We start from the raw sequence: 22747 nt of genomic DNA on the forward strand, positions 1-22747 counted from the left end.
CCATGAGTGACCTGTACTCGCATGCGGCAGTAACGGCCAGCGCCAAGGGCAAGCTGTACCTGCTGTTTCGTCTCAACGAGCAACGCTTCGCCCTGGATGTGCGCGAGGTGATCGAGGTGCTGCCGCGCCGGCCACTCAAGCCGATCGCCCAGGCGCCGGCCTGGGTTGCTGGGATTGTCGCCCATCGTGGCGTGCTGGTGCCGGTGGTCGACCTGTCGGCCCTGAGTTTCGGCCAGCCTGCCACTGCGCGCACCAGCACACGGCTGGTGCTGGTGCACTATCGCGGCGAGCATCAACTGGGGCTGATCCTCGAACAGGCTACCGAGACCTTGCGCTGCCTCGCCGAGGAGTTTCAGCCCTATGGGCTGGACAACCCCGAAGCGCGTTACCTGGGCCCGGTTCGCCAGGACGCCGATGGCCTGCTGCAGCGTATCGAGGTCGATGACTTGCTGTCGGATCCTGTGCGCGAACTGCTGTTCCCACCAGCATCGGGGCAGGTGTCGGCATGAGCGAGCAACGGTTTTTCCGCTTTCTGCAAGCGCGCATCGGCCTGGATGTCGAGTCGGTCGGCGTGCCCATGGTCGAGCGTGCCCTGCAGCAGCGCTGTGTCGCAGTCAATGCTCAAGACCTGCACGACTATTGGCTGTACCTGCAGCGCTCCGCAGAGGAGCAGCAAGCGCTCATCGAAGCGGTCATCGTCCCGGAGACCTGGTTCTTCCGCTACCCAGAGTCGTTTACCGCGCTGGTCGGGCTGGCCCACAAACGCCTGAACGAACTCGCCGGCGAGCGGCCGCTACGCTTGCTGAGCCTGCCGTGCTCCACGGGCGAAGAGCCGTATTCCCTGGCCATGGCCTTGCTCGATTCGGGGATGAACCCGGCTGCGTTTCGCATCGACGGTATCGACATCAGCCCCAACTCGGTGGCCAAGGGCGTGCAGGCGGTCTACGGTCGCAACTCGTTCCGCGGCGCTGAACTGGGCTTTCGCGAGCGCCACTTCAATGCGCTTGCCGAGGGCCATGAGTTGAATGAGCGGGTGCGCGCACAGGTGGACCTGGCCGTGGGCAACGTGCTCGATCCGGCACTGGGCAGCCGTAATGGCTGTTACGACTTCGTGTTCTGTCGCAATTTGCTGATCTACTTCGACGTGGCGACCCAGCAGCGAGTCTTCGAGGTGCTCAAGGGCCTTACCCACGAGCACGGCGTACTGTTCATCGGGCCGGCCGAGGGTAGCCTGCTGGCAAGGCTGGGGATGCGGCCGCTGGGCATTGCCCAGTCGTTCGCCTACGTCCGCCAGCCGTTGGAGACGCCAGCCCAGCCTCGGCTCAGCCCGCCGGTGCCACTCGCACCGAGCCGTCCCGTGCCGGCCCCGGCGCCCATTTTGCGGCCATTGCGTTCGGTGCCGGTTGCCCCGCCCACAGCCGTGCAGCGCGAGAGCGCCAGTGAGTTGCTGGCCCTGATCGCGAAGCAGGCCAACGCCGGGGAGGGCGCGCAAGCGCGTGCCAATTGCCAGCGCTACCTGCAGCAATTCGAACCCACGGCTCAGGTGTATTACTGGCTGGGACTGCTCAGCGATACCGAAGGCGATGCCCGGCAAGCCCAGACTCACTACCGCAAAGCCCTGTACCTGGAGCCGCAGCACCCTGAGGCGCTGCTGCACCTGGCCATGTTGCTGGCGGCCCAGGGCGACGAAGCAGGTGCCCGCCGCTTGCAGGAGCGCGCGACACGCGCTGGCAGGGGGGCTGAACGATGAGCGTTGAAGACGCGATTGCACTGCTCGCCGAGGACGTTGAGCGTATCGACGATTGCTGGAACCGGATCGGCGTGCACGGCAACAAGCAATGCCCGCTGCTGGAAAGGCATATCCACTGTCGCAACTGTGAAATCCATGCGGCGGCCGCTACCCGTCTGCTGGACCGCTATGCATTGGTCCAGGACGATCATGTGCAGGAGGCGGCGCAGGCCGAGGCCAGCGTCGGGCGCTCGCTGCTGCTGTTTCGTCTGGGGGAGGAGTGGCTGGCCCTGGCCACTGCCTGCCTGGCCGAGATCGCCCCGGTGCAGCCGGTGCATTCCTTGCCGCATCAGCGCTCCCGAGTGCTGCAAGGGGTGGCCAATGTGCGTGGCGCACTGGTGCCGTGCCTGTCGCTGAGCGAACTGCTGGGGGTGGCGCAATTCTCCGAGCCTGCGCACAGCAGCCGGGCGATGCCGCGCATGTTGATTCTGGCGGCGGCAGGCGGGCCAGTGGTGCTGGCGGTGGACGAGATCGACGGTATTCATCGCCTGGAGCCCACACTAGCGGGGGGCACTGAAGATAGCGCACCCTTCACCGCTGCCGTACTGCAGTGGCGCGGGCGCAGCGTGCGTGTGCTGGACGATCAACAACTACTGTCTGCCGTGCAGCGGAGCCTGTCATGACCCCTGAGCAAATGCGCGACGCATCGTTGCTCGAGCTGTTCAGCCTGGAAGCGGACGCTCAGACCCAGGTGCTCATCACCGGGCTGATGGCACTGGAGCGTGACCCGACCCAGGCCGATCAGCTGGAAGCCTGCATGCGTGCTGCGCACTCGTTGAAAGGGGCTGCGCGCATCGTTGGCATCGACGACGGCGTCAGCGTGGCCCACGTGATGGAAGATTGCCTGGTAGCGGCCCAGGAAGGCCGGCTGCTGCTGCGCGCTGAACATATCGACGCCTTGCTGCGCGGGACCGACCTGCTGCTGCATGTCGCCACACCCGGTGACCCCGCCGGGGAGGGCGCGGTACCCGGCTTTCTGGCCCAGATGTCTGGCCTGCTGGGCCCTTCCAGTGCACCTGCGCCTGCCACGGAGCCGCTGCACAAACCATTAGCTGCGGCCGACCCGATCACTGCCGAGCCTGAGCCAGAAGCAGAGCCGCTTGTGCCGCGCAAAACAGGCAAACGCAGCGCACCAGGTGGCGAGCGGGTGTTGCGGGTAACCGCCGATCGACTCAACAGCCTGCTCGACTTGTCGAGCAAGTCGCTGGTCGAGACGCAGCGCCTCAAACCCTACCTGGCCACGCTGCAGCGCCTCAAGCGCATGCACGGCCAAGGCATGCGCGCCCTCGATGGCCTGAAAGCCCAATTGGAAGGCAGCGGCCAGAGCCTGCTGGTGCTCGAAGCGCTGGCCCAGACGCAACGGTTGTTGCTGGAAACCCAGCAGATCCTGCAGCAGCAGACCGCCGACCTCGACGAATTCGGCTGGCAGGCCAGCCAGCGCGCCCAGTTGCTGTACGACACGGCCTTGGCCTGCCGCATGCGCCCGTTTGCCGATGTGCTTACCGGCCAGAGCCGTATGGTGCGGGACCTGGGCCGCTCGCTGGGCAAACAGGTGCGTCTGCAGATAGACGGTGAAAAGACCCAGGTCGACCGTGATGTACTGGAAAAGCTCGAAGCGCCGCTGACCCACCTGCTGCGCAATGCAGTCGACCATGGTATCGAACTGCCTGAGCAACGATTGCTGGCGGGCAAACCGCCAGAAGGCGCAGTACGCCTGCGGGCCTCCCATCATGCCGGCCTGTTGGTCCTTGAACTGAGCGATGACGGCGCCGGTATCGACCTGCAACAGCTACAGCGCAGTATCGTTCAGCGCGGCCTGTCCCCGGCCGATACCGTGGCGCAGATGAGCGAAGCGGAGCTGCTGACCTTCCTGTTTCTGCCGGGCTTCAGCATGCGCGATAAGGTGACCGAGGTCTCCGGCCGTGGCGTCGGCCTGGACGCGGTGCAGCATCTGGTGCGCGACCTGCGCGGCTCGATCGAGCTGACCCAGCAGGCCGGCCAGGGCTGCCGTTTCCATCTTGAAGTGCCGTTGACGCTTTCGGTGGTACGCAGCCTCGTGGTGGAAGTCGGCGGTGAGGCTTATGCGTTTCCGCTGGCGCATATCGAGCGCACCGTGGAAGTGACGGCCGAGCAGATCGTGCAAATCGAGGGGCGGCAGCATTTTTGGCATGAGGGCCGGCATATCGGCCTGGTGGCGGCCAGCCAGTTGCTCAACCGGCCTGCCGTGCAAGGTGATGAAAGCGGTTTGCCGGTGGTGGTGATCCGCGAACGTGAACAGCTGTACGGTGTGGCCGTGGAGCGGCTGATCGGTGAGCGGGTGCTGGTAGTGATGCCGCTCGATGCACGGCTGGGCAAGGTCCAGGACATTTCTGCCGGAGCGCTGCTGGACGATGGTTCGGTGGTGTTGATCGTCGATGTCGAAGACGTGCTGCGCTCGGTCGAGAAGCTGCTCAGCACCGGCCGCCTGGAGCGCATCGAGCGCGGCGTGCAGGCCGGCCGTGGTGCCAGCCGCAAGCGCATTCTGGTTGTCGACGACTCGCTCACCGTACGCGAACTGCAACGCAAGCTGCTGAGCAACCGCGGCTTCGAGGTGGCCGTGGCGGTCGACGGCATGGACGGTTGGAACGCACTGCGTAGCGAGGATTTCGACCTGCTGATCACCGACATCGACATGCCGCGCATGGACGGTATCGAGCTGGTCACATTGGTGCGCCGTGACCAGCGGCTGCAGTCGCTGCCGGTGATGGTGGTGTCGTACAAGGACCGCGAAGAAGATCGACGGCGGGGCCTGGACGCTGGCGCCGACTACTATTTGGCAAAAGCCAGCTTCCACGACGATGCGTTGATCGATGCTGTGATCGAACTGATCGGAGGTGCTCAAGGATGAAGATCGCCATCGTCAACGACATGCCCCTGGCGGTAGAAGCGTTGCGCCGGGCCCTGGCCCTGGAGCCTGCGCATGAGGTGATCTGGGTGGCCAGCAATGGCGCCGAGGCCGTGCGCCAGTGTGCCCAGGCAACGCCCGACCTGATACTCATGGACCTCATCATGCCGGTGATGGATGGGGTGGAAGCGACCCGGCAGATCATGGCCGAAACGCCCTGTGCCATCGTCATCGTCACCGTCGACCGCAAGCAGAACGTGCACCGCGTGTTCGAGGCCATGGGCCACGGGGCCCTGGATGTGGTCGACACCCCGGCGCTTGGCGCGGGTGATGCACGGGAGGCCGCGGCCCCGTTGCTGCGCAAGATCCTCAACATCAGCTGGTTGATCGGCCAACAGCGGCCCAGCGCGACCAAACCGGTCGCCGCGCCTCTACGCGATGCCGCCCAGCGCCGCGGCCTGGTGGCGATCGGCTCTTCGGCCGGGGGGCCTGCGGCCCTCGAGGTACTGTTGAAGGGGTTGCCCAAGGGGTTTCCGGCATCCATCGTGCTAGTCCAGCATGTTGACCAAGTGTTCGCTGCCGGCATGGCCGAGTGGCTTGGCAGTGCCTGTGGCATGCCGGTGCGCCTGGCCCGTGGAGGCGAACCGCCGCAGCCCGGGCAGGTCCTGCTGGCGGGCACCAACCACCATATACGTCTGCTGCACAACGGCCAGTTGGCCTACACTGCCGAACCTGTCAATGAGATCTACCGGCCCTCGATCGATGTGTTCTTCGAGAGTGTGGCGCGCTATTGGCGCGGGCAGGCGGTAGGCGTGCTGCTCACCGGCATGGGGCGCGATGGTGCCCAAGGCTTGAAAATGATGCGCCAGCAAGGTTTCCTGACCATTGCTCAGGACCAGTCAAGCAGCGCAGTCTACGGTATGCCCAAAGCCGCCGCGGCAATCGATGCAGCGGTGGAAATCCGTCCGCTGGAGCGAATCGCCGGGCGCTTGATGGAAATCTTTGCACAATGACGATATGTATTGAGTCACACCGCTCCTGCGGCCGTGATCAGGTGAATAGGGATGATTGATCTACCGATCGAAGGGTTTGCGACCGCCAATGAAAATTCGGCGATGGTGTTGCTGGTCGATGATCAGGCGATGATCGGTGAAGCGGTGCGGCGTGGCCTGGCCCAAGAGGAAAACATCGATTTCCATTTCTGCGCCGACCCCCATCAGGCCGTGGCCCAGGCCATGCGCATCAAGCCCACGGTGATCCTCCAGGACCTGATCATGCCGGGCCTCGACGGCCTGACCCTGGTGCGCGAATACCGCAACAATCCGGCTACCCGGGACATCCCGATCATCGTGCTGTCGACCAAGGAAGACCCTCTGGTCAAGAGTGCCGCCTTCGCTGCCGGGGCCAACGACTACCTGGTCAAGTTGCCGGACACCATCGAACTGGTGGCCCGCATCCGCTACCACTCCCGCTCGTACCTGACCCTGCTGCAACGTGACGAGGCCTACCGGGCATTGCGCGTGAGCCAGCAGCAATTGCTCGATACCAACCTGATGCTGCAGCGCCTGATGAACTCCGATGGCCTCACCGGGCTGTCCAACCGCCGCCATTTCGATGAGTACCTGGAGCTGGAGTGGCGCCGGGCCATGCGTGAGCAACAGCAGTTGTCGCTGCTGATGATCGATGTCGACTATTTCAAGGTCTACAACGACAGCTTCGGGCACCTGGCCGGCGATGAGGCGCTGCGCAAGGTGGCACAGGCCATTCGCGGTTCGTGTTCACGGCCTACCGACCTGCCGGCGCGCTACGGTGGCGAGGAGTTCGCGCTGGTATTGCCCAACACCTCCCCGGGCGGGGCGCGGCTGGTCGCGGAGAAACTGCGTCAGACCGTACATGGCCTGGATATCCCGCATACCGCGCCGCAGGACGACTCGCGCCTGACCGTGAGCATTGGCCTGGCGACGCAGACCCCGGCTGTGGGCAGCCATTGCCGGCAGCTCATATCCGCTGCCGACAAAGGCTTGTACCTGGCCAAGAACAGTGGTCGGAACAAAGTGGGTATCGCATGAGGGCTTGGCTGGCACGAGCGGGGTAGCCGCCAGTCAAGTTTATTTGGCGGCTTTTCTCTTGAGCCGGTAAGTGCGATCTGCAGAGCGGACGGTGAGCTCCGTTTCTTCGCCTGCGATCTTGAACCTGACGACCGCCCATATTCTGTAGCTGGCGGCCTCTTTCAGGACGGCGCCGGGTACATAGCCTTCAACGGTCTCTTCGCGCCGGGGGTCTGCAGGTGATCGTCCCGTTCCCCAATTATCGCCGTAACACCCGACGGTGACGCTTTCGAGCCCGGGAATCTCTTCCTTCAACCCCGGGTAATGTACTTTTACAGGGTTACGGGCGGGCGCTGGGTCGAACTCTAGCGTGTCGTTCACGGCGTTCGTGAATTCTGGAGGCAGAATTTCGAACCCCTCCAGCATTTTCAATGCGCGGTCAAAGTCATCACTCATTTTCATTGCTCCCATTGAGGCGGCGGACGATCCGCATGCCTGGGGGCAAGTCTTGCGTGGCTCGACGCCTGGGGGCTACTGGCAGAATTACCAGGAAATCACGCGCGGTCATGATCCGGCGCTGTGCGGGCTGCTCAACGGGCTGCCGTGCTTGGCTGTATGGGTTATACTCGCGGGCTTTTCACCGAATTCGTACGAGAGCCCCGCGCCCATGGAAATCCAACCGATCCTGAACACCATCAAGGACCTCACCGAACGCTCCCAGTCCATTCGGGGGTATCTTTGACTACGATCAAAAGCATGACCGCCTGATCGAAGTCAACCGCGAGCTGGAAGACCCCAACGTCTGGAACAAGCCTGAGTACGCCCAGGCCCTGGGCCGCGAGCGCGCCATGCTGGCGCAGGTCGTCGAGACCCTGGACAAGCTGTCCGGTGGCCTGGGGGACTGCAAGGACCTGCTCGACATGGCTGTCGAGGAAAATGACGAAGGCGCCGTCAGCGATGTCGTGACCGAGCTGGAAGGCCTGGAAGAAAACCTGGCCCAGCTTGAGTTCCGTCGCATGTTCAGCGGCGAGATGGACATGAACAACGCCTACCTGGACATTCAGGCAGGTTCCGGCGGTACCGAAGCGCAGGACTGGGCCAACATCCTGCTGCGCATGTACCTGCGCTGGGCCGACAAGCGCGGCTTCGACGCCACCATCATCGAGCTGTCCGAAGGTGAAGTCGCCGGCATCAAGGGCGCCACCGTGCACATCAAGGGCGAGTACGCCTTCGGCTGGCTGCGCACCGAAATCGGCGTGCACCGCCTGGTGCGCAAGAGCCCGTTCGACTCCGGCGCCCGTCGCCACACCTCGTTCTCGGCGGTGTTCGTGTCGCCCGAGATCGACGACAAGGTCGAGATCGATATCAACCCGTCCGACCTGCGTATCGACACCTACCGCTCCTCCGGTGCCGGTGGTCAGCACGTGAACACCACCGACTCCGCGGTGCGTATCACCCACGTGCCGACCAACACCGTGGTGGCGTGCCAGAACGAACGCTCCCAGCATGCCAACAAGGACACCGCCATGAAAATGCTGCGGGCCAAGTTGTACGAGCTGGAAATGCAGAAGCGCAACGCCGCTTCCCAGGCGTTGGAAGACAGCAAGTCGGACATCGGCTGGGGCCACCAGATCCGCTCCTACGTGCTCGATGACTCGCGCATCAAGGACCTGCGTACCGGCGTCGAGCGCAGCGACTGCAACAAGGTGCTCGATGGCGACATCGACCAGTACCTGGAAGCGAGCCTCAAGCAGGGGCTGTAAGCCGCACACCACCGCCGCGATGCCTGTACGCCGGCATCGCGTGCCCTGCCCGAAAAGGGCAACGAATACCTGATGGAAAGAATGACGACATGAGCGACCTCAAGACCGAATCGCAAGACCTGCAACAGGAAGAAAACACCCTGATCGCCCTGCGCAAGGAAAAGCTTGCCGCCGAGCGCGAGAAGGGTCAGGCCTTCCCCAACGACTTCCGCCGCGACAGCTACTGCAACGACCTGCAGAAACAGTACGCGGACAAGACCAAGGAAGAGCTGGAAGCGGCAGCGATCCCGGTCAAGGTTGCCGGTCGCATCATGCTCAACCGTGGCTCGTTCATGGTCATCCAGGACATGACCGGGCGCATCCAGGTCTACGTCAACCGCAAGACCCTGCCGGAGCAAACCCTGGCCGCGGTCAAGACCTGGGACCTGGGCGACATCATCGCCGCCGAAGGCACTTTGGCCCGTTCCGGCAAGGGCGACCTGTACGTCGAGATGACCAACGTACGCCTGCTGACCAAGTCGCTGCGCCCACTGCCGGACAAGCACCACGGCCTGACCGACACCGAGCAGCGCTACCGCCAGCGTTATGTCGACCTGATGGTCAACGAAGAAACCCGCCACACCTTCCGTGTGCGTTCGCAGGTGATCTCGCATATCCGCAAGTTCCTCATCGACCGCGACTTCCTCGAAGTCGAAACGCCGATGCTGCAGACCATCCCTGGCGGCGCCGCGGCCAAACCGTTCGAAACCCACCACAACGCCCTGGACATGGCCATGTTCCTGCGTATCGCGCCGGAGCTGTACCTCAAGCGCCTGGTGGTCGGTGGTTTCGAGAAGGTGTTCGAGATCAACCGCAACTTCCGTAACGAAGGCGTTTCGACCCGGCACAACCCCGAGTTCACCATGCTCGAGTTCTACCAGGCCTACGCTGACTACCGCGACAACATGGACCTCACCGAGGAGCTGTTCCGCGAGCTTGCCCAGCTGGTGCTGGGCAGCACCGATGTGCCCTATGGCGACAAGGTGTTCCACTTTGGTGAGCCGTTCGTGCGCTTGTCGGTGTTCGATTCGATCCTCAAGTACAACCCGGAGCTGACCGCAGCGGACCTTCAGGATGTCGAGCGGGCCCGCGAAATCGCCAAGAAAGCCGGTGCCAAGGTGCTGGGCCACGAAGGCCTGGGCAAGCTGCAGGTGATGATTTTCGAAGAGCTGGTCGAGCACAAGCTGGAGCAGCCGCACTTCATTACCGAATACCCGTTCGAAGTGTCGCCGCTGGCCCGTCGCAACGACGACAACCCGGCCGTGACCGACCGCTTCGAGCTGTTCATCGGTGGCCGCGAGATCGCCAACGCCTACTCCGAGCTCAATGACGCCGAGGACCAGGCAGAGCGTTTCCTGGCCCAGGTGGCCGAGAAGGACGCCGGTGATGACGAAGCCATGCACTACGATGCCGACTTCGTTCGTGCCCTGGAGTACGGCATGCCACCGACTGCCGGTGAAGGTATCGGCATCGATCGCCTGGTGATGCTGCTGACCAACTCGCCGTCGATTCGCGACGTGATCCTGTTCCCGCACATGCGCCCACAGGCCTGAGTGGATTGAACAAGCCGCCTTTCGGGGCGGCTTTTTATTGCCTGAAGCCTTATTTTGTTTGTCAGAGCCCCTTCGCCGGCAAGCCGGCTCCCACAGAAACCGCACTGCGCTTGAACAGAGCGGGGTGTTTGGGCGGCCCCAGGACGTCGGACACCCATCCAATGTCGTTGGGCAGTGCACGTTGTGGAAGCCGGCTTGCCGGCGATAGGGCCGGTGCAGTCACCCCCAAGATCGATGAGGTACACCCGTGACCCCCGCAATGGCCCAGCAAGGCGCCGCCGGCATTGCCACCGCCGTCGCCGAAAGCGTGCAATACCAGGGTCGCAAGACCGCCCGCCAAGGCAGCGAACAGCGCCGCCAGTTGATCCTCGACGCCGCCATGCGCATTGTCGTGCGTGATGGTGTGCGTGGCGTGCGCCACCGTGCCGTTGCCGCCGAAGCCGGTGTGCCGCTGTCGGCCACCACCTACTATTTCAAGGATATCGAGGACCTGCTCACCGATACCTTCGCCCAATACGTCGAACGCAGTGCCGCCTACATGGCCAAGCTATGGGCCAATACCGAAGTGGTGTTGCGCCAGCTGCTTGCCCAGGGGGATGGCAGTGCGCAATCAAGGGCGCGCCTGGCTGACGAAGTGGCGCAGATGACTGCCGACTACGTTTCCCGTCAGTTGGTCACCCGCCGCGACTTCCTGATGGCGGAGCAGGCCTTCCGTCAGGAGGCGCTGCTGTGCCCGCGCCTGGCCGAGTTGGTGTGTGCCCACGAACAGATCCTGCTGCATGGCACGCGCCAGCTGTTGCAGGTGGTCGGTTCGCAGCAACCGGAACAGGACGCCCAGATGTTGACGGCGATCATCGAGCAGATGGAATATCAGGGCCTGCTCAAGGATGCCGATGCGCAAGCCGATGGGCAGATGCTCGCTATGCTTACCCGTTACCTGCACCTGGTGCTGGCATCGGGCTGAGCCGAGAACGAACTTTCAAGGAGAACTTGATGAAAGCCTGGCGTGTGGTGTTGTTGACGTTGTCATTCCTCGTGCTGGGCGGTTGTCTGGTGACCTTCCATGAGCCATTGCCGAGCAATCAGGCGGCGCCCAAAACCCTGCTCGGCACGTGGAGCAGCAAGGACGCCTGGGGCGAGCCACTCAAGATGGTCATCAGCCGCAGTGGCGCCGATGCCTACAAGGCCGTGGCCACTGCCAAAGGCAAGAAGCCCGAAGAGTACGTATTCACCGTGTCACGCCACGGCAACCGCTGGTACCTCTCTGCTGGTGTCCCCAAACGCCTGGGCGGCCATTTCCTGATTGGCGGTTTCGATATCGTCGATGGCAAGGAGCTGGTCATCTACAACCTCGATGTAGAACAGGTGCAGCAGGCGCTGGAGAAAAAAGAGCTGAGCGGGCGTAGGACCGAGGTACCAGAGGACAATGGCGAGGGCGTGTTGATCGACAGCCCTTCAGCGCGGGTGCTGGCCTACCTGGATGACCCGGCCAACTCCGACCTGTTCGTCGAGGTGGCGCGCTTCCAGCGAGTCGGCAAATGACCGTGCAGGCCCTGGCGCCGGCTTGCCGAGGCTAGGGCCAGTACAGGTGCCTTGTTCTAGAAAGGAGTTCCCCGTTGGACGAGTACCAGCAGACCATTCGCGCACTGTCCGATCGCATCGTCACCGCGCAGACCCCGATCCGAGTGCTCGATGCGGTCAAATGGGACGACAGCATCCGCCAAGGCTTTCTGAAGGCCAAGGGCAAAGAGCCGCCGGCAGTGGACCGTGCCTATTACCAGTCGCGGCCGCTGTCGTTCGACTCAAGTGCGGTCAAGGCCGAGTTCCAGAGCATCGAGCGCGACATCACCCGGCAATTGGGGCAGTTCAACCCGGTGGGGCAGATCATGCGGCGCATGTGCAAGGAGTACCGCATGGTGGTGCGCATGCTCGAGGCACGCGGCACCGAGGATTTCGGCCTGATCTCCCAGGAACTCTATGGCGCGGCGTCCGATGCCTTCCACGCTGGCGACCCGACGCTGGCCGACCTCGGCCTGATGCTGTCCGATTACCTGAACAACATCGACGGCCGTGGTGACCTCAAGGACGAGCCGAAAAACATCACTGCCAAAGAGACCGTGGATATCCTGCAGCATCGCCTGAACAAGGTGTTCGGCGAGGCTGAAGAGACTATCCGGGTGTTTGAGTCGGACGGGATTGTCGCCGATGCGGCGGCCGGTGCCGACTATATCAAGGTGCGCGCCGACGCCATGTTCAACAGCCGTGATGTGCGCGCGCTGGAAGTGCACGAGGGGCTCGTGCATGTGGGCACCACGCTCAACGGCCTGAACCAGCCGATCTGCACCTTCCTGGCCAAGGGCCCGCCTTCATCGACGGTGACGCAGGAGGGCTTGGCGATTCTCATGGAGGTGATCGCCTTCGCCTCGTACCCCAGCCGCCTGCGCAAACTCACCAACCGCACGCGCGCCATCCACATGGTCGAAGAGGGCGCCGATTTTCTTCAGGTCTTCGAGTTCTTCCGCGCCCAGGGTTTCGAAATGGCGCAAAGCTACAGCAATGCAAGCCGGGTATTCCGCGGGTCGGTGCCCGATGGTCTGCCATTTACCAAGGACTTGTCCTACCTCAAGGGTTTCATCATGGTGTACAACTACATTCAGTTGGCCGTGAGAAAGGGCAAGCTAGAGCAGATTCCGTTGCTGTTCTGCGGCAAGACTACCCTCGAGGACATGCGCACCTTGCGTCAACTGGTCGAAGAAGGCCTGGTGGAACCGCCCAAGTACCTGCCGGAGCAGTTCCGCGACCTCAATGCCCTGTCGGCCTGGATGTGCTTCTCCAACTTCCTCAACCACCTGAGCCTGGATCGCATTGAAGCCGACTACGCGAACATTCTTTGAGCGCTGCCGCTGCCTGGCCCTGGGCTTGGCGCTGCTGGGCCTGGGCGGCTGCAGCAGCCTGTTGTTCTACCCGGAGCCGGGCCAGCCGTTTACCCCCGAGCGTGCCAAGCTGCAGTACCGCGATGTCACCCTGACCACCGCCGACGGCGTTCGCCTGCATGGCTGGTGGCTGCCGGCCAAGGCCGGTGTCGAGGTCAAGGGCACGGTGCTGCACTTGCACGGCAATGGCGGCAACCTGGCGGGGCACCTGGGCGGTAGCTACTGGCTGCCGGAGCAGGGTTATCAGGTGCTGATGATCGATTACCGGGGCTATGGCCTGTCTGAGGGTAAGCCCGGTTTGCCGCAGGTCTACAACGACATCGCAGCGGCCATGGCATGGCTCGACCAGGCCCCCGAGGTCAAGGGTAAACCCCTGGTACTGCTGGGGCAGAGCCTCGGTGGGGCAATGGCCATCCATTATCTGGCAGCCCACCCCGAGCAGCGCCAGCGCTTCAGCGCACTGGTGTTCGATGGCGTACCAGCCAGTTACCGTGACGTCGGGCGCTTTGCGCTGAGCACATCATGGTTGACCTGGCCCTTGCAGGTGCCGTTGTCCTGGCTGGTACCCGATGGCGACAGCGCGATCCGTTCCGTCGAGCGCCTGAGCAGCCCACCCAAACTGTTCTTCCATAGCATCGACGACAACCTGGTACCCATGGACAACGGCATCCGCCTCTACCAGCACGCACCGCCTCCAAGGGTGCTGCAGTTGACCCGTGGCGGCCACGTGCAGACCTTCGCCGACCCAGTCTGGCGCCAGGTGATGCTGCGTTTTCTTGATGATCCCAGCCATTTCAACGGCCTGCGGCGGCTGGCCGAAGTGCCCAACTACCCCGACGAGAAGAGCAAGCAATGAGTGAAGAACGCAACGCCATCCCGCTGATCCTGACCGGTGTCGGCAGCATCATCGTGACGGTGGGGGCTCTGTGGTACTACGGCTACCTGCATTTCGCCAAGCCGGAAGATGCGCTGTTGCTGCAGGATTTCACCATGCTCAAGACCGTTCCCGGCGAGGATTACAAGGTGTCCCTCGACCCTGCGCCGCAGGTGGCGCAGTGTGTAGATGGTGTGCTGGTGCTGTTCGACACAGCGCAGAAGGGCCTTACCGGGGTACTGGTCGACAACCGCAAGCGTGCGGTGCGCTGCATGGGTGAACAAACCCCGCAACGCGTGCAATGACCCGTTCCAGCCAATGATCAAAAATGAAGAACCCCGCCATGAAGGCGGGGTTCTTTTTAGCGGCCTGTGAGCGTTACTGCACTTGGCTCACCGAGCGCGGCGCTACCGGCTGGTTGTCGTTGGAGATGGTCACCTCCACCCGGCGGTTCTGCGCACGGCCCGAGTTGCTGGAGTTGTCAGCAACCGGGTACTCCTTGCCGTAGCCCTGGGCGACGATGCGCGCAGGGTCCACGCCTGCACGTACCAGCGCCATGCGTACAGCACCGGCGCGACGTTCGGACAGGGACTGGTTGTAGCTGGCCGAACCGACGCTGTCGGTGTAGCCCTCTACGATGACCTTGCGCTCAGGGTTTTGCTGAAGGAACTGGGCCAGCTTGGTCACGTTAGGGTAGGCGCTGCTCTTGAGTTCGGCTTTGTTGAAGTCGAACAGAACATCGCCGAAGGTCACCAGCGTACCGCGGTCGGTCTGTTTGGCGTTCAGGCTGTCCTGAAGCTTGGCGATCTGCGCGTCGCGGGCATCAAGCTTGGCTTGGGCACGTTGGGCAGACGCGTTCTTCAGCTCGTTTTCGGCCGTGCGCAGGGCAATGGTCTGCTTGGCCACTTCAACGCGCTGGTTGGTCAGGTAGGCCAGCTGGTCGACTTTCTCGCTGTCTTCACGCTCCATGTAGGCCTTGTCGGCCTTGTTCAGCCAGTCCTGTGCGTCCTTGGTTTCAAGGGCTGCGACCTTGCTCGCCTGCGGGTCGCTCTGCAGCGAGGAGAAGTTGGTGCGGGCCGACTCCAGGTTGGCATTCGGGTCGTGCGAGCAGGCAGCGAGACCGACGCTCAGGGCCAGCAGGGCGGGAATCATGACGTGTTTGCGCATAGTGTTCATCCTTTGATCGAGTGCGAAGGCTAAGGCAGGTTGGGCAGCGTTCACTGAACGCTACGCAGGCCTTCCTGACGTACGTCTTGAACGCCTTGGCGGGCGTCCTGCACGGCCTTCTGGGCTTTGGCTGCCTGGGCTTTGCGTTCGGCGAGGCGAGCGTCCCATTCGGCCTGCTCGGCCAGACGCTTGGCTTGCTCGTAGTTCTTGTCGTGCATGGCGATTTCGGCCTGCTTGAACTTGTCCTGCGCCGCTTTCATTTCAACGGCGGCAAACTCGGTACCGCCAGCGCTGACGGCGGAGTTCACGGCGGATTCGGTGACGGCATATTGCTCGGTGGGCGGGTTACCTGCACAGCCGGCCAGGACCAGGCTACTGCCCAGGGCCAGCGCGGCCAGCTTGAGCCCGCGCACATGAGTTGAGGAAAGTTTCGACGTGCGGGTCTTCATGGTGGTCAGCTCCATTGGATCACTCCTGATAACGACGATGTCCGTAGCAGTCCATCCCATCGCTCAATCCCTGGCATCGCCGTGTGTGTCAGCTCAATGGTGCACAACGACTGTGTGCAGGGTTTTAGCGTGATGGCTATTGGCTGTGACTGAGTCGTTTTTTGAATAGTTCAGAAAAAAATGCCAACTATTTCTGACTGATCGGTCAGTGGTATGGGGGCGGAACTTCCACTGTCAGAAGCGGTATTCCGGGCTGGAGGGCAGCCCGGAACGGGGGCTGGCACGTCAGTTTCCGCTGTTCTCGCCGGGGTTGCTGAGCGTGTGCAGATGGCGCCGTGAAAGGGCCAGAAAGCGCGGTGTAGAGCCTATGTCCTCGTACAACGGGTCGCCTTCTTCGTCGGTGGAAATGACCTTGTTGCCCTGCACGTAGGGGAAGCTGGCCTCAAGCTCCTCAAGCGCCGCTGCGACCAGTTCACCGAGCAACTCCTCGGCGGTGCGCTTGGGGTACATGTCGATGAGCGCCGCCAGGCGCGCCTCCGATTCCAGGTCAAGGTGCAAGGTATGGCCGGTCGGGCTCAGGGCGCCGGCGGCATTCTGTTCCCAGTGCTGGGCGAGTTCGCGGATTTTCATGATGACCTCTGTCAACGCCTTGAAAAGGCTGCACTGCATCGGACTGCTACGTGTTTACTTTAGTTTGCTTTACCGGTCATGGCTTGCCATGGCTGCCCTGCTATGGGCACTCTTGGGCCAGTGCTGTTTCCGGAGCAGAGCGCGGGCGAGCCGTGCCGAAGAGAGGGCCAATGACTGATATCGATGTGCGCTTGCGTGAAGATGTCCATGTGTTGGGGGATTTGCTGGGCGAAACCATACGCCAGCAGCACGGTGACGCGTTCGTGCAGAAGATCGAGGACATTCGTCATAGCGCCAAGGCGGACCGGCGCAGCGCCGGCGAACAGCTGAGCTCTACGTTGGCGAACCTGGGCGAGGACGACTTGCTGCCGGTGGCGCGTGCCTTCAACCAGTTCCTCAACCTGGCCAACATGGCTGAGCAGTACCAGTTGATCCGCCGCCGCGACGCCGAGCAGCCAGAACCTTTCGAGGCGCGGGTGCTGCCTGAGCTGCTGACGCGGCTCAAGCAGGCCGGGCACAAGGATGATGCCTTGGCCAGGCAGTTGGCCAAGCTCGACATCCAGCTGGTGCTCACCGCGCACCCGACCGAAGTGGCACGCCGCACGCTGATCCAGAAGTACGATGCCATTGCCGGCCAGCTGGCCGCGCAGGACCATCGCGACCTGACCCCGGTCGAGCGCCAGCAGGTACGCGAGCGCCTGCGCCGGTTGATCGCTGAGGCCTGGCACACAGAAGAAATCCGCCGCACCCGGCCAACGCCGGTAGACGAAGCCAAATGGGGCTTCGCGGTGATCGAACACTCCCTGTGGCATGCCATTCCCAGCCACTTGCGCAAGGTGGACAAGGCGCTGTTCGACGCCACTGGCCTGCGCCTGCCACTGGAAGCGGCCCCTGTGCGCTTTGCCTCCTGGATGGGTGGCGACCGTGATGGCAACCCCAATGTGACCGCCGCCGTGACCCGCGAAGTGTTGCTGCTGGCGCGCTGGATGGCGGCCGACCTGTTCCTGCGCGATGTCGACGCGCTGGCCGCGGAGCTGTCCATGCAGCAAGCCAGCAGCGCTGTGCGCGAGTGGGTAGGGGACACCCCTGAACCGTACCGCGCCGTTCTCAAGCGCTTGCGTGACCGCTTGCGGGCGACGCGCGCCTGGGCCCATGCGTCGCTCACCGCAACCCAGCCGGCCAGTGCCGAGGTGCTGGTGGACAACCGTGACCTGATCGCGCCGCTGGAGCTGTGCTACCAGTCCCTGCACGAATGCGGCATGGGCGTGATCGCCGATGGGCCATTGCTCGACAGCCTGCGACGTGCCGTGACATTCGGCCTGTTCCTGGGGCGGCTGGACGTGCGCCAGGATGCCGCCCGACACCGCGACGCACTGTCGGAGATCACCGACTATCTGGGCATGGGCAGCTATGCGGACTGGGATGAAGACAAGCGTATCGCCTTCCTGCAGGCCGAACTGAAAAACCGCCGGCCTTTGCTGCCGGCCCACTTCATGCCCCAGGCGGACACTGCCGAAGTGCTTGCCACCTGTCGCGAAATCGCTGCGGCGCCGGGTGCATCGCTCGGTTCTTATGTCATCTCCATGGCCGGCGCGGCATCGGACGTGCTGGCGGTGCAATTGCTGCTCAAGGAAGCGGGGCTGACCCGGCCGATGCGGGTCGTGCCGCTGTTCGAAACCCTCGCCGACCTGGACAACGCAGGCCCTGTGATGGAGCGGCTGCTCGGCCTGCCGGGCTACCGCGCGGGCTTGCGCGGGCCGCAGGAAGTGATGATCGGCTACTCCGATTCGGCCAAGGACGCCGGGACCACTGCCGCGGCCTGGGCCCAATACCGGGCGCAGGAAAACCTGGTGCGCATCTGCCGTGAGCATCAGGTCGAACTGCTGCTGTTCCATGGCCGCGGTGGCACAGTCGGCCGCGGCGGTGGCCCGGCGCATGCGGCGATCCTGTCGCAACCACCGGGGTCGGTGGCGGGGCGGTTCCGCACTACCGAGCAAGGCGAGATGATCCGCTTCAAGTTTGGTTTGCCAGGCATCGCCGAGCAGAACCTCAACCTGTACCTGGCGGCGGTGCTGGAAGCCACCTTACTGCCGCCGCCACCCCCGGAGCCGGCCTGGCGCGCCTTGATGGACCAACTGGCTGCCGATGGGGTCAAGGCTTACCGCGGTGTGGTGCGGGAGAACCCCGACTTCGTCGAGTATTTCCGCCAGTCCACACCCGAACAGGAACTGGGGCGTCTGCCGCTGGGCAGCCGCCCGGCCAAGCGCCGTGCCGGTGGAATCGAAAGCCTGCGGGCCATTCCATGGATCTTCGGCTGGACACAGACGCGTTTGATGCTGCCGGCCTGGTTGGGCTGGGAGACCGCATTGGGCAATGCACTGGCACGGGGGCAGGGTGAATTGCTGGCGCAGATGCGTGACCAGTGGCCGTTCTTTCGTACCCGCATCGACATGCTGGAGATGGTCCTGGCCAAAGCGGATGCACAAATTGCCGAGGCCTACGACGAACGTCTGGTGCAACCGGAATTGCTTCCTTTAGGTGCACACCTGCGCGACCTATTGTCGCAGTCCTGTCAGGTGGTACTGGCCCTCACCGGCCAACAGGTGCTACTGGCGCACAGCCCGGAAACCCTGGAATTCATCAGCCTGCGCAACACCTACCTGGACCCGCTGCACCGGCTCCAGGCCGAGCTGCTGGCGCGCTCGCGCAGCCGCGAAGCCGCTCTGGACAGCCCGTTGGAGCAGGCCCTGCTGGTGACCGTTGCAGGGATCGCCGCAGGCCTGCGCAACACGGGCTGAGGGCCTGCCTGGGGGCTCGCCCGCAGGGCCTTGGTGGGGACCAGGCCAGGGCAGGGCAGGTGGTTGCGCTTGGCGCAACCATCCGCCGCCTTGGCTACAGAGGACCCATTCCTGCAACTTTGGGACGCTTGTCTGGCTGACGGGCGCTGTGTATCTTGAGCAGCCTTCTGACCGATTTATGGTCATACCCGATTTTCCGGACTTGGCCCTGGTTGCCGAATCCATTGAATTTCATAAAAAAATTTGAGGAGCACGAGATGCGCGTAATTCTGCTGGGAGCTCCCGGGGCCGGTAAAGGTACTCAGGCAAAGTTCATCACCGAAAAGTTCGGTATCCCACAGATCTCCACCGGTGACATGCTGCGTGCTGCCGTCAAGGCCGGTACCCCGCTGGGTCTGGAGCTCAAGAAAGTCATGGACGCCGGCCAGCTGGTCTCCGACGAGCTGATCATCAGCCTGGTCAAGGAGCGCATCGCCCAGCCAGACTGCGCCAACGGCTGCCTGTTCGACGGTTTCCCACGCACCATTCCACAGGCTGAAGCCATGGTCGCTGCCGGTGTCGACATCGATGCAGTGGTCGAGATCGCCGTCGACGACGAAGAGATCGTCGGCCGCATGGCGGGCCGCCGCGTGCACCCGGCCTCGGGCCGTACCTACCACGTTCGGTACAATCCGCCGAAAGTGGAAGGCAAGGACGACGACACCGGCGAAGACTTGATTCAGCGCGCCGATGACAAGGAAGAAACCGTGCGTCATCGCCTGTCGGTCTACCACAACCAGACCAAACCGCTGGTGGACTTCTACCAGAAGCTGTCGGCCGCCAACGCTGGCAAGCCCAAGTACATCCACATCGAAGGCGTGGGTTCGGTAGAGGCCATTACCGCCAAAGTGCTGGCAGCCCTGAGCTGATCCATCACCGTGCGTCACGACGGCCCGCTTGCGGGCCGTTGTCGTCTATACTGCCGCTCTTTTCACTTGCTCCTGGATACCCGTTCGATGACCACCCTGCTGGCCCTGGATACCGCCACTGAAGCCTGTTCCGTCGCGCTGCTGCATGACGGCAAGGTAACCAGCCATTACGAGGTGATCCCGCGCATGCACGCGCAGAAGCTGCTGCCGATGATCAAGCAGCTGCTGAATGATTCCGGCGTGGCGCTCAATGCCCTCGATGCCATTGCCTTCGGCCGTGGCCCCGGCGCCTTCACCGGCGTGCGGATCGCCATCGGCGTGGTGCAAGGCCTGGCTTTCGCGCTGGAGCGCCCAGTCCTGCCAGTGTCCAACCTGGCCGCGCTGGCTCAGGGTGCCTTGCGCGAGCATGGCGCGCAGCAGGTAGCGGCGGCCATCGATGCGCGCATGGACGAGGTGTACTGGGGTTGCTACCAGGCGGTGGGTGGCGAGATGCGCCTGCAAGGCCTGGAAGCGGTGCTGCCACCGGAGCGCGTGGCGTTGCCAGAGGGCAGCCGCGGCGATTGGTACGGTGCCGGGACCGGCTGGGGCTATGCCGAGCGTCTGGCCGTGCAGGCCAGTGCCAGCAACCCGGCGGCATTGCCCAATGCGCTGGACATCCTCAGCCTGGCCAGCTTCGCCTGGGCACGGGGCGAGGCAATCGTCGCCGATCAGGCGCAACCGGTTTACCTGCGCGATAATGTCGCTACACCCAAAGCCCGCTGACGGCTGTCCGTCGGTTATCGCGCTTGTCGATAAAACCTTTGGTGCAAACTGTGGTCCAGTTATCACTAGGGCATTAGCGACGGAACACTGATGCTGCTAAATTGCCATCATTGGTCCTGAGTGCTCATCATGCGTATCGACGGTTTCTCATCGCAGTCCTATCCGGTAAAGCGCGCGCCGCGTAAGGCGCCGGTGCGCGATGAGAGCATCGACGATGCCGAGCTCGTCGAAGAGGGCGATGCCGCTCAGGAAGCGGCGCCGCGCCGTCGCCCCGGTGGCCTGCCGGCCCGCCAGCAGGACATGGTGTTCCCACGGGCGCGGGACCGCCGCACGGCGACCGCGCTGGCCAGCTACCTCAGTACTGCAGGTTTTACCGATTGGGACATGGAAGTGCTGGGGCTGGACCTGTACATTTGAGGGATGAGTTCATCCCACCTGCCTTATTTCCTGGGTTGCCCGTCTTGGAGCGAAAGCGCCTGGCGCGACTACCTGTATCCCGCTGACGCCCGCACCGGCGAGTTTCTTGGCCTTTACAGCCAGGTGCTCAATGCGGTCGAGGGCAACACCACGTTCTATGCCCGCCCAGCGCCGAGCACTGTCGAGCGTTGGGCGCAGGTCATGCCCGCGCACTTTCGTTTCACTGCCAAATTCCCCCGCGATGTCAGCCATGAAGGCGACCTGCGCGAGCGACTGGAAGCAGCATTGGACTTCACCCGGCTGCTGGCGCCCCTCGGCCAGCGGGTGTCACCGTACTGGTTGCAATTGCCGGCTCAGTTCGGCCCGGCTCGGCTGGCTGAGCTGGGGCAGTTTCTCGATCAGATCGGTGTGCCTGTGGCGGTGGAAGTGCGTAATCAGGCTTTTTTCGCCAAGGGTGAAGAGGAGCGCCTGCTCAACCGTTTGCTTAATGAGCGCGGTGTTGAGCGTATCTGCCTGGACCCGCGTGCATTGTTCAGCTGTACCTCGCGTGATGCCGCCGTGCTCGATGCGCAAGCCAAGAAGCCCAAGGTTCCGCCGCGCCCCGCCGCGTTCAGCCAGCACCCACAGGTCCGTTTTATCGGCCACCCTGTGCTCGAGGCCAACGAAGCGTTCCTTTCGCCATGGGTTGAAAAGGTCGCCAGTTGGATCGAGGAAGGCCGTAGCCCTTACATCTTCCTGCACACCTCGGACAACCGCCTGGCCGCCGCGCTGGCCCAGCGTTTTCATCAGCGGCTGATGGCGCGCCTGCCGGGGCTGGCGGCGTTGTGGGAATTGCCACGGGCCCCGGAGGTCGAACAACTGGGGCTACTTTGACCCTCACCGACCAGTAGGAGGTTGTGACCATGGATGTACAAACCCTGCGTGCCGAAGCCTTCAAAGCCCTGCACGAGCGCGATGGGGCGTTCGTCATCCCCAACCCTTGGGATGCCGGCTCCGCCAAGCTACTGGCAGACCTCGGTTTCGAGGCCCTGGCTACCACCAGTGCAGGCCTTGCCTTCAGCCTTGGCCGAGCGGATGCCGAAGCGGCGCTGAGCCTGGAGGAAACCCTCGGCAACGCCGGGATGATCGTCGATGCCACTGCCTTGCCCGTTGGCGCCGACCTGGAAAATGGTTTTGGTGACCTGCCGGACGACTGTGCCCACGCTATCTTGCGTGCCGCCGAAGCAGGGTTGGTCGGCGGCTCGATCGAGGATGCCAGTGGGCGCCGCGACGCGCCGATCTATGACCTGGGCCTGGCGGTGGAGCGGGTGAGGGCTGCAGTGCAGGCGGCGCGCAGCCTGCCATTCCCCTTCATGCTTTGCGCTCGCGCGGAAAACCTGCTGCACGGGCGTATGGACCTGGATGACACCATCCTGCGCCTGCAGGCTTACGCCGAAGCGGGCGCCGACGTGCTCTATGCGCCGGGTTTGCGCACTGCCGAAGAAATTCGCGCGGTGGTGCAGGCCGTAGCGCCGAAACCTGTCAATGTGCTGATGGGGCTGGCGGGTGTGCCATTGAGCGTCAATCAGCTGCAGGACTTGGGCGTACGCCGCATCAGCGTGGGCTCTTCACTGGCGCGTGCAGCGCTCGGTGCGTTCCAGCGCGCGGCATTGGAAATTCGTGACCAGGGTACGTTCAGCTACGGTGAGCAGGCGCTGCCGTTTGCCCAGCTCAACGACCTGTTCCGGCGCTGA

General features: G+C 63.4%; 23 protein-coding genes. 19 read left to right on the forward strand and 4 right to left on the reverse strand.

Going from position 1 to position 22747, the window contains the following annotated elements:
- Positions 1 to 2 precede the first annotated feature (2 nt).
- From ACIPZC_RS08965 to wspR, 6 genes are read left to right on the forward strand one after another with little or no spacing between them, the layout of a single operon-like run.
- On the forward strand, positions 3 to 509 hold the full coding sequence (locus tag ACIPZC_RS08965) for a chemotaxis protein CheW (protein ID WP_400626280.1): 507 nt from the start codon (positions 3 to 5) through the stop codon (positions 507 to 509).
- The gene (locus ACIPZC_RS08970) at positions 506 to 1750 is read left to right on the forward strand and encodes a CheR family methyltransferase (RefSeq protein ID WP_400626282.1); all 1245 of its coding nucleotides are present in this window, start codon (positions 506 to 508) and stop codon (positions 1748 to 1750) included. The genes ACIPZC_RS08965 and ACIPZC_RS08970 overlap by 4 nt, the downstream gene beginning before the upstream one ends.
- The gene (locus tag ACIPZC_RS08975; protein WP_400626284.1) at positions 1747 to 2412 is read left to right on the forward strand and encodes a chemotaxis protein CheW; all 666 of its coding nucleotides are present in this window, start codon (positions 1747 to 1749) and stop codon (positions 2410 to 2412) included. The genes ACIPZC_RS08970 and ACIPZC_RS08975 overlap by 4 nt, the downstream gene beginning before the upstream one ends.
- Positions 2409 to 4676 (forward strand): hybrid sensor histidine kinase/response regulator, encoded by a 2268-nt coding sequence (locus ACIPZC_RS08980; protein ID WP_400626286.1) that lies wholly within the window; start codon positions 2409 to 2411, stop codon positions 4674 to 4676. The genes ACIPZC_RS08975 and ACIPZC_RS08980 overlap by 4 nt, the downstream gene beginning before the upstream one ends.
- The gene (locus tag ACIPZC_RS08985; protein WP_400626288.1) at positions 4673 to 5686 is read left to right on the forward strand and encodes a chemotaxis response regulator protein-glutamate methylesterase; all 1014 of its coding nucleotides are present in this window, start codon (positions 4673 to 4675) and stop codon (positions 5684 to 5686) included. The genes ACIPZC_RS08980 and ACIPZC_RS08985 overlap by 4 nt, the downstream gene beginning before the upstream one ends.
- A gap of 51 nt (positions 5687 to 5737) precedes the next feature.
- Positions 5738 to 6742, forward strand: coding sequence for a Wsp signal transduction system regulator diguanylate cyclase WspR (wspR, locus tag ACIPZC_RS08990; protein ID WP_267818297.1), 1005 nt, complete (start codon positions 5738 to 5740; stop codon positions 6740 to 6742).
- A 39-nt stretch (positions 6743 to 6781) separates the two neighbouring features.
- On the opposite strand, the gene ACIPZC_RS08995 is transcribed toward wspR, so the two are convergent.
- On the reverse strand, positions 6782 to 7177 hold the full coding sequence (locus ACIPZC_RS08995; RefSeq protein ID WP_241804363.1) for a hypothetical protein: 396 nt from the start codon (positions 7175 to 7177) through the stop codon (positions 6782 to 6784).
- 211 nt (positions 7178 to 7388) lie between these two features.
- Here ACIPZC_RS08995 and prfB point away from each other — a divergent pair.
- The 7 genes from prfB (at position 7389) to ACIPZC_RS09030 (ending at position 14188) form a co-directional block, all read left to right on the forward strand.
- Positions 7389 to 8484 (forward strand): peptide chain release factor 2 gene (prfB, locus tag ACIPZC_RS09000; RefSeq protein WP_241804364.1). Its coding sequence is split into 2 segments (ribosomal slippage): positions 7389 to 7460 and positions 7462 to 8484, totalling 1095 coding nucleotides; the frame shifts between segments, so codons are not numbered across the junction.
- A gap of 89 nt (positions 8485 to 8573) precedes the next feature.
- A complete protein-coding gene (gene lysS / locus ACIPZC_RS09005) occupies positions 8574 to 10076 on the forward strand; it encodes a lysine--tRNA ligase (protein ID WP_241804365.1) in 1503 nt (500 codons plus the stop codon).
- Positions 10077 to 10335: 259 nt separating this feature from the next.
- Positions 10336 to 11040: a TetR/AcrR family transcriptional regulator gene (locus ACIPZC_RS09010; RefSeq protein WP_241804437.1), complete on the forward strand. Its 705-nt coding sequence runs from the start codon at positions 10336 to 10338 to the stop codon at positions 11038 to 11040.
- A 29-nt stretch (positions 11041 to 11069) separates the two neighbouring features.
- Complete coding sequence (locus ACIPZC_RS09015; RefSeq protein WP_400626291.1) at positions 11070 to 11618, forward strand: hypothetical protein; 549 nt, start codon at positions 11070 to 11072, stop codon at positions 11616 to 11618.
- Positions 11619 to 11692: 74 nt separating this feature from the next.
- Entirely contained in the window at positions 11693 to 12970 is a 1278-nt protein-coding gene (locus ACIPZC_RS09020) for a flavohemoglobin expression-modulating QEGLA motif protein (RefSeq protein WP_241804367.1), read from the forward strand.
- Positions 12942 to 13865, forward strand: coding sequence for an alpha/beta hydrolase (locus ACIPZC_RS09025; protein WP_400626293.1), 924 nt, complete (start codon positions 12942 to 12944; stop codon positions 13863 to 13865). The genes ACIPZC_RS09020 and ACIPZC_RS09025 overlap by 29 nt, the downstream gene beginning before the upstream one ends.
- A complete protein-coding gene (locus ACIPZC_RS09030; protein WP_267818286.1) occupies positions 13862 to 14188 on the forward strand; it encodes a hypothetical protein in 327 nt (108 codons plus the stop codon). The genes ACIPZC_RS09025 and ACIPZC_RS09030 overlap by 4 nt, the downstream gene beginning before the upstream one ends.
- A 73-nt stretch (positions 14189 to 14261) precedes the next feature.
- Here ACIPZC_RS09030 and ACIPZC_RS09035 read toward each other — a convergent pair whose 3' ends face one another.
- The 3 genes from ACIPZC_RS09035 to ACIPZC_RS09045 form a co-directional block, all read right to left on the reverse strand.
- Positions 14262 to 15050 carry an OmpA family protein gene (locus ACIPZC_RS09035; RefSeq protein WP_400626295.1) on the reverse strand — a complete coding sequence of 263 codons (789 nt, stop codon included), beginning with the start codon at positions 15048 to 15050 and terminating at the stop codon, positions 14262 to 14264.
- Positions 15051 to 15100: 50 nt separating this feature from the next.
- The gene (locus ACIPZC_RS09040) at positions 15101 to 15514 is read right to left on the reverse strand and encodes a DUF4398 domain-containing protein (RefSeq protein ID WP_400626297.1); all 414 of its coding nucleotides are present in this window, start codon (positions 15512 to 15514) and stop codon (positions 15101 to 15103) included.
- 270 nt (positions 15515 to 15784) lie between these two features.
- Positions 15785 to 16129 carry a pilin assembly protein gene (locus ACIPZC_RS09045; RefSeq protein ID WP_400626299.1) on the reverse strand — a complete coding sequence of 115 codons (345 nt, stop codon included), beginning with the start codon at positions 16127 to 16129 and terminating at the stop codon, positions 15785 to 15787.
- A 170-nt stretch (positions 16130 to 16299) separates the two neighbouring features.
- Here ACIPZC_RS09045 and ppc point away from each other — a divergent pair, with 170 nt between their 5' ends.
- The 6 genes from ppc to ACIPZC_RS09075 all read left to right on the forward strand — a co-directional run bounded on the left by ppc (position 16300) and on the right by ACIPZC_RS09075 (position 22747).
- Entirely contained in the window at positions 16300 to 18927 is a 2628-nt protein-coding gene (gene ppc / locus ACIPZC_RS09050) for a phosphoenolpyruvate carboxylase (protein WP_400626301.1), read from the forward strand.
- A gap of 257 nt (positions 18928 to 19184) precedes the next feature.
- Entirely contained in the window at positions 19185 to 19835 is a 651-nt protein-coding gene (gene adk / locus ACIPZC_RS09055) for an adenylate kinase (RefSeq protein WP_400626303.1), read from the forward strand.
- Between the two features lie 87 nt (positions 19836 to 19922).
- Complete coding sequence (tsaB, locus tag ACIPZC_RS09060; protein WP_400626305.1) at positions 19923 to 20597, forward strand: tRNA (adenosine(37)-N6)-threonylcarbamoyltransferase complex dimerization subunit type 1 TsaB; 675 nt, start codon at positions 19923 to 19925, stop codon at positions 20595 to 20597.
- Between the two features lie 129 nt (positions 20598 to 20726).
- Positions 20727 to 21014, forward strand: coding sequence for a hypothetical protein (locus ACIPZC_RS09065; protein ID WP_241804376.1), 288 nt, complete (start codon positions 20727 to 20729; stop codon positions 21012 to 21014).
- 3 nt (positions 21015 to 21017) lie between these two features.
- Positions 21018 to 21887 carry a DUF72 domain-containing protein gene (locus tag ACIPZC_RS09070; RefSeq protein ID WP_400626307.1) on the forward strand — a complete coding sequence of 290 codons (870 nt, stop codon included), beginning with the start codon at positions 21018 to 21020 and terminating at the stop codon, positions 21885 to 21887.
- A gap of 29 nt (positions 21888 to 21916) precedes the next feature.
- Positions 21917 to 22747: an oxaloacetate decarboxylase gene (locus tag ACIPZC_RS09075; RefSeq protein WP_400626309.1), complete on the forward strand. Its 831-nt coding sequence runs from the start codon at positions 21917 to 21919 to the stop codon at positions 22745 to 22747.

This window comes from Pseudomonas sp. NPDC089743, from assembly GCF_044748785.1.
In the GTDB taxonomy this organism is placed as follows: domain Bacteria; phylum Pseudomonadota; class Gammaproteobacteria; order Pseudomonadales; family Pseudomonadaceae; genus Aquipseudomonas; species Aquipseudomonas putida_X.

What these genes read in the sequence shown, in the direction of transcription:
- ACIPZC_RS08965 (WP_400626280.1), top strand. Translation starts at nt 3, where the DNA reads ATGAGTGACCTGTACTCGCATGCGGCAGTAACGGCCAGCGCCAAGGGC.
- ACIPZC_RS08970 (WP_400626282.1), top strand. Translation starts at nt 506, where the DNA reads ATGAGCGAGCAACGGTTTTTCCGCTTTCTGCAAGCGCGCATCGGCCTG.
- ACIPZC_RS08975 (WP_400626284.1), top strand. Translation starts at nt 1,747, where the DNA reads ATGAGCGTTGAAGACGCGATTGCACTGCTCGCCGAGGACGTTGAGCGT.
- ACIPZC_RS08980 (WP_400626286.1), top strand. Translation starts at nt 2,409, where the DNA reads ATGACCCCTGAGCAAATGCGCGACGCATCGTTGCTCGAGCTGTTCAGC.
- ACIPZC_RS08985 (WP_400626288.1), top strand. Translation starts at nt 4,673, where the DNA reads ATGAAGATCGCCATCGTCAACGACATGCCCCTGGCGGTAGAAGCGTTG.
- wspR (WP_267818297.1), top strand. Translation starts at nt 5,738, where the DNA reads ATGATTGATCTACCGATCGAAGGGTTTGCGACCGCCAATGAAAATTCG.
- ACIPZC_RS08995 (WP_241804363.1), bottom strand. Translation starts at nt 7,177, where the DNA reads ATGAGTGATGACTTTGACCGCGCATTGAAAATGCTGGAGGGGTTCGAA.
- lysS (WP_241804365.1), top strand. Translation starts at nt 8,574, where the DNA reads ATGAGCGACCTCAAGACCGAATCGCAAGACCTGCAACAGGAAGAAAAC.
- ACIPZC_RS09010 (WP_241804437.1), top strand. Translation starts at nt 10,336, where the DNA reads ATGGCCCAGCAAGGCGCCGCCGGCATTGCCACCGCCGTCGCCGAAAGC.
- ACIPZC_RS09015 (WP_400626291.1), top strand. Translation starts at nt 11,070, where the DNA reads ATGAAAGCCTGGCGTGTGGTGTTGTTGACGTTGTCATTCCTCGTGCTG.
- ACIPZC_RS09030 (WP_267818286.1), top strand. Translation starts at nt 13,862, where the DNA reads ATGAGTGAAGAACGCAACGCCATCCCGCTGATCCTGACCGGTGTCGGC.
- ACIPZC_RS09035 (WP_400626295.1), bottom strand. Translation starts at nt 15,050, where the DNA reads ATGCGCAAACACGTCATGATTCCCGCCCTGCTGGCCCTGAGCGTCGGT.
- ACIPZC_RS09040 (WP_400626297.1), bottom strand. Translation starts at nt 15,514, where the DNA reads ATGGAGCTGACCACCATGAAGACCCGCACGTCGAAACTTTCCTCAACT.
- ACIPZC_RS09045 (WP_400626299.1), bottom strand. Translation starts at nt 16,129, where the DNA reads ATGAAAATCCGCGAACTCGCCCAGCACTGGGAACAGAATGCCGCCGGC.
- ppc (WP_400626301.1), top strand. Translation starts at nt 16,300, where the DNA reads ATGACTGATATCGATGTGCGCTTGCGTGAAGATGTCCATGTGTTGGGG.
- adk (WP_400626303.1), top strand. Translation starts at nt 19,185, where the DNA reads ATGCGCGTAATTCTGCTGGGAGCTCCCGGGGCCGGTAAAGGTACTCAG.
- tsaB (WP_400626305.1), top strand. Translation starts at nt 19,923, where the DNA reads ATGACCACCCTGCTGGCCCTGGATACCGCCACTGAAGCCTGTTCCGTC.
- ACIPZC_RS09065 (WP_241804376.1), top strand. Translation starts at nt 20,727, where the DNA reads ATGCGTATCGACGGTTTCTCATCGCAGTCCTATCCGGTAAAGCGCGCG.
- ACIPZC_RS09070 (WP_400626307.1), top strand. Translation starts at nt 21,018, where the DNA reads ATGAGTTCATCCCACCTGCCTTATTTCCTGGGTTGCCCGTCTTGGAGC.
- ACIPZC_RS09075 (WP_400626309.1), top strand. Translation starts at nt 21,917, where the DNA reads ATGGATGTACAAACCCTGCGTGCCGAAGCCTTCAAAGCCCTGCACGAG.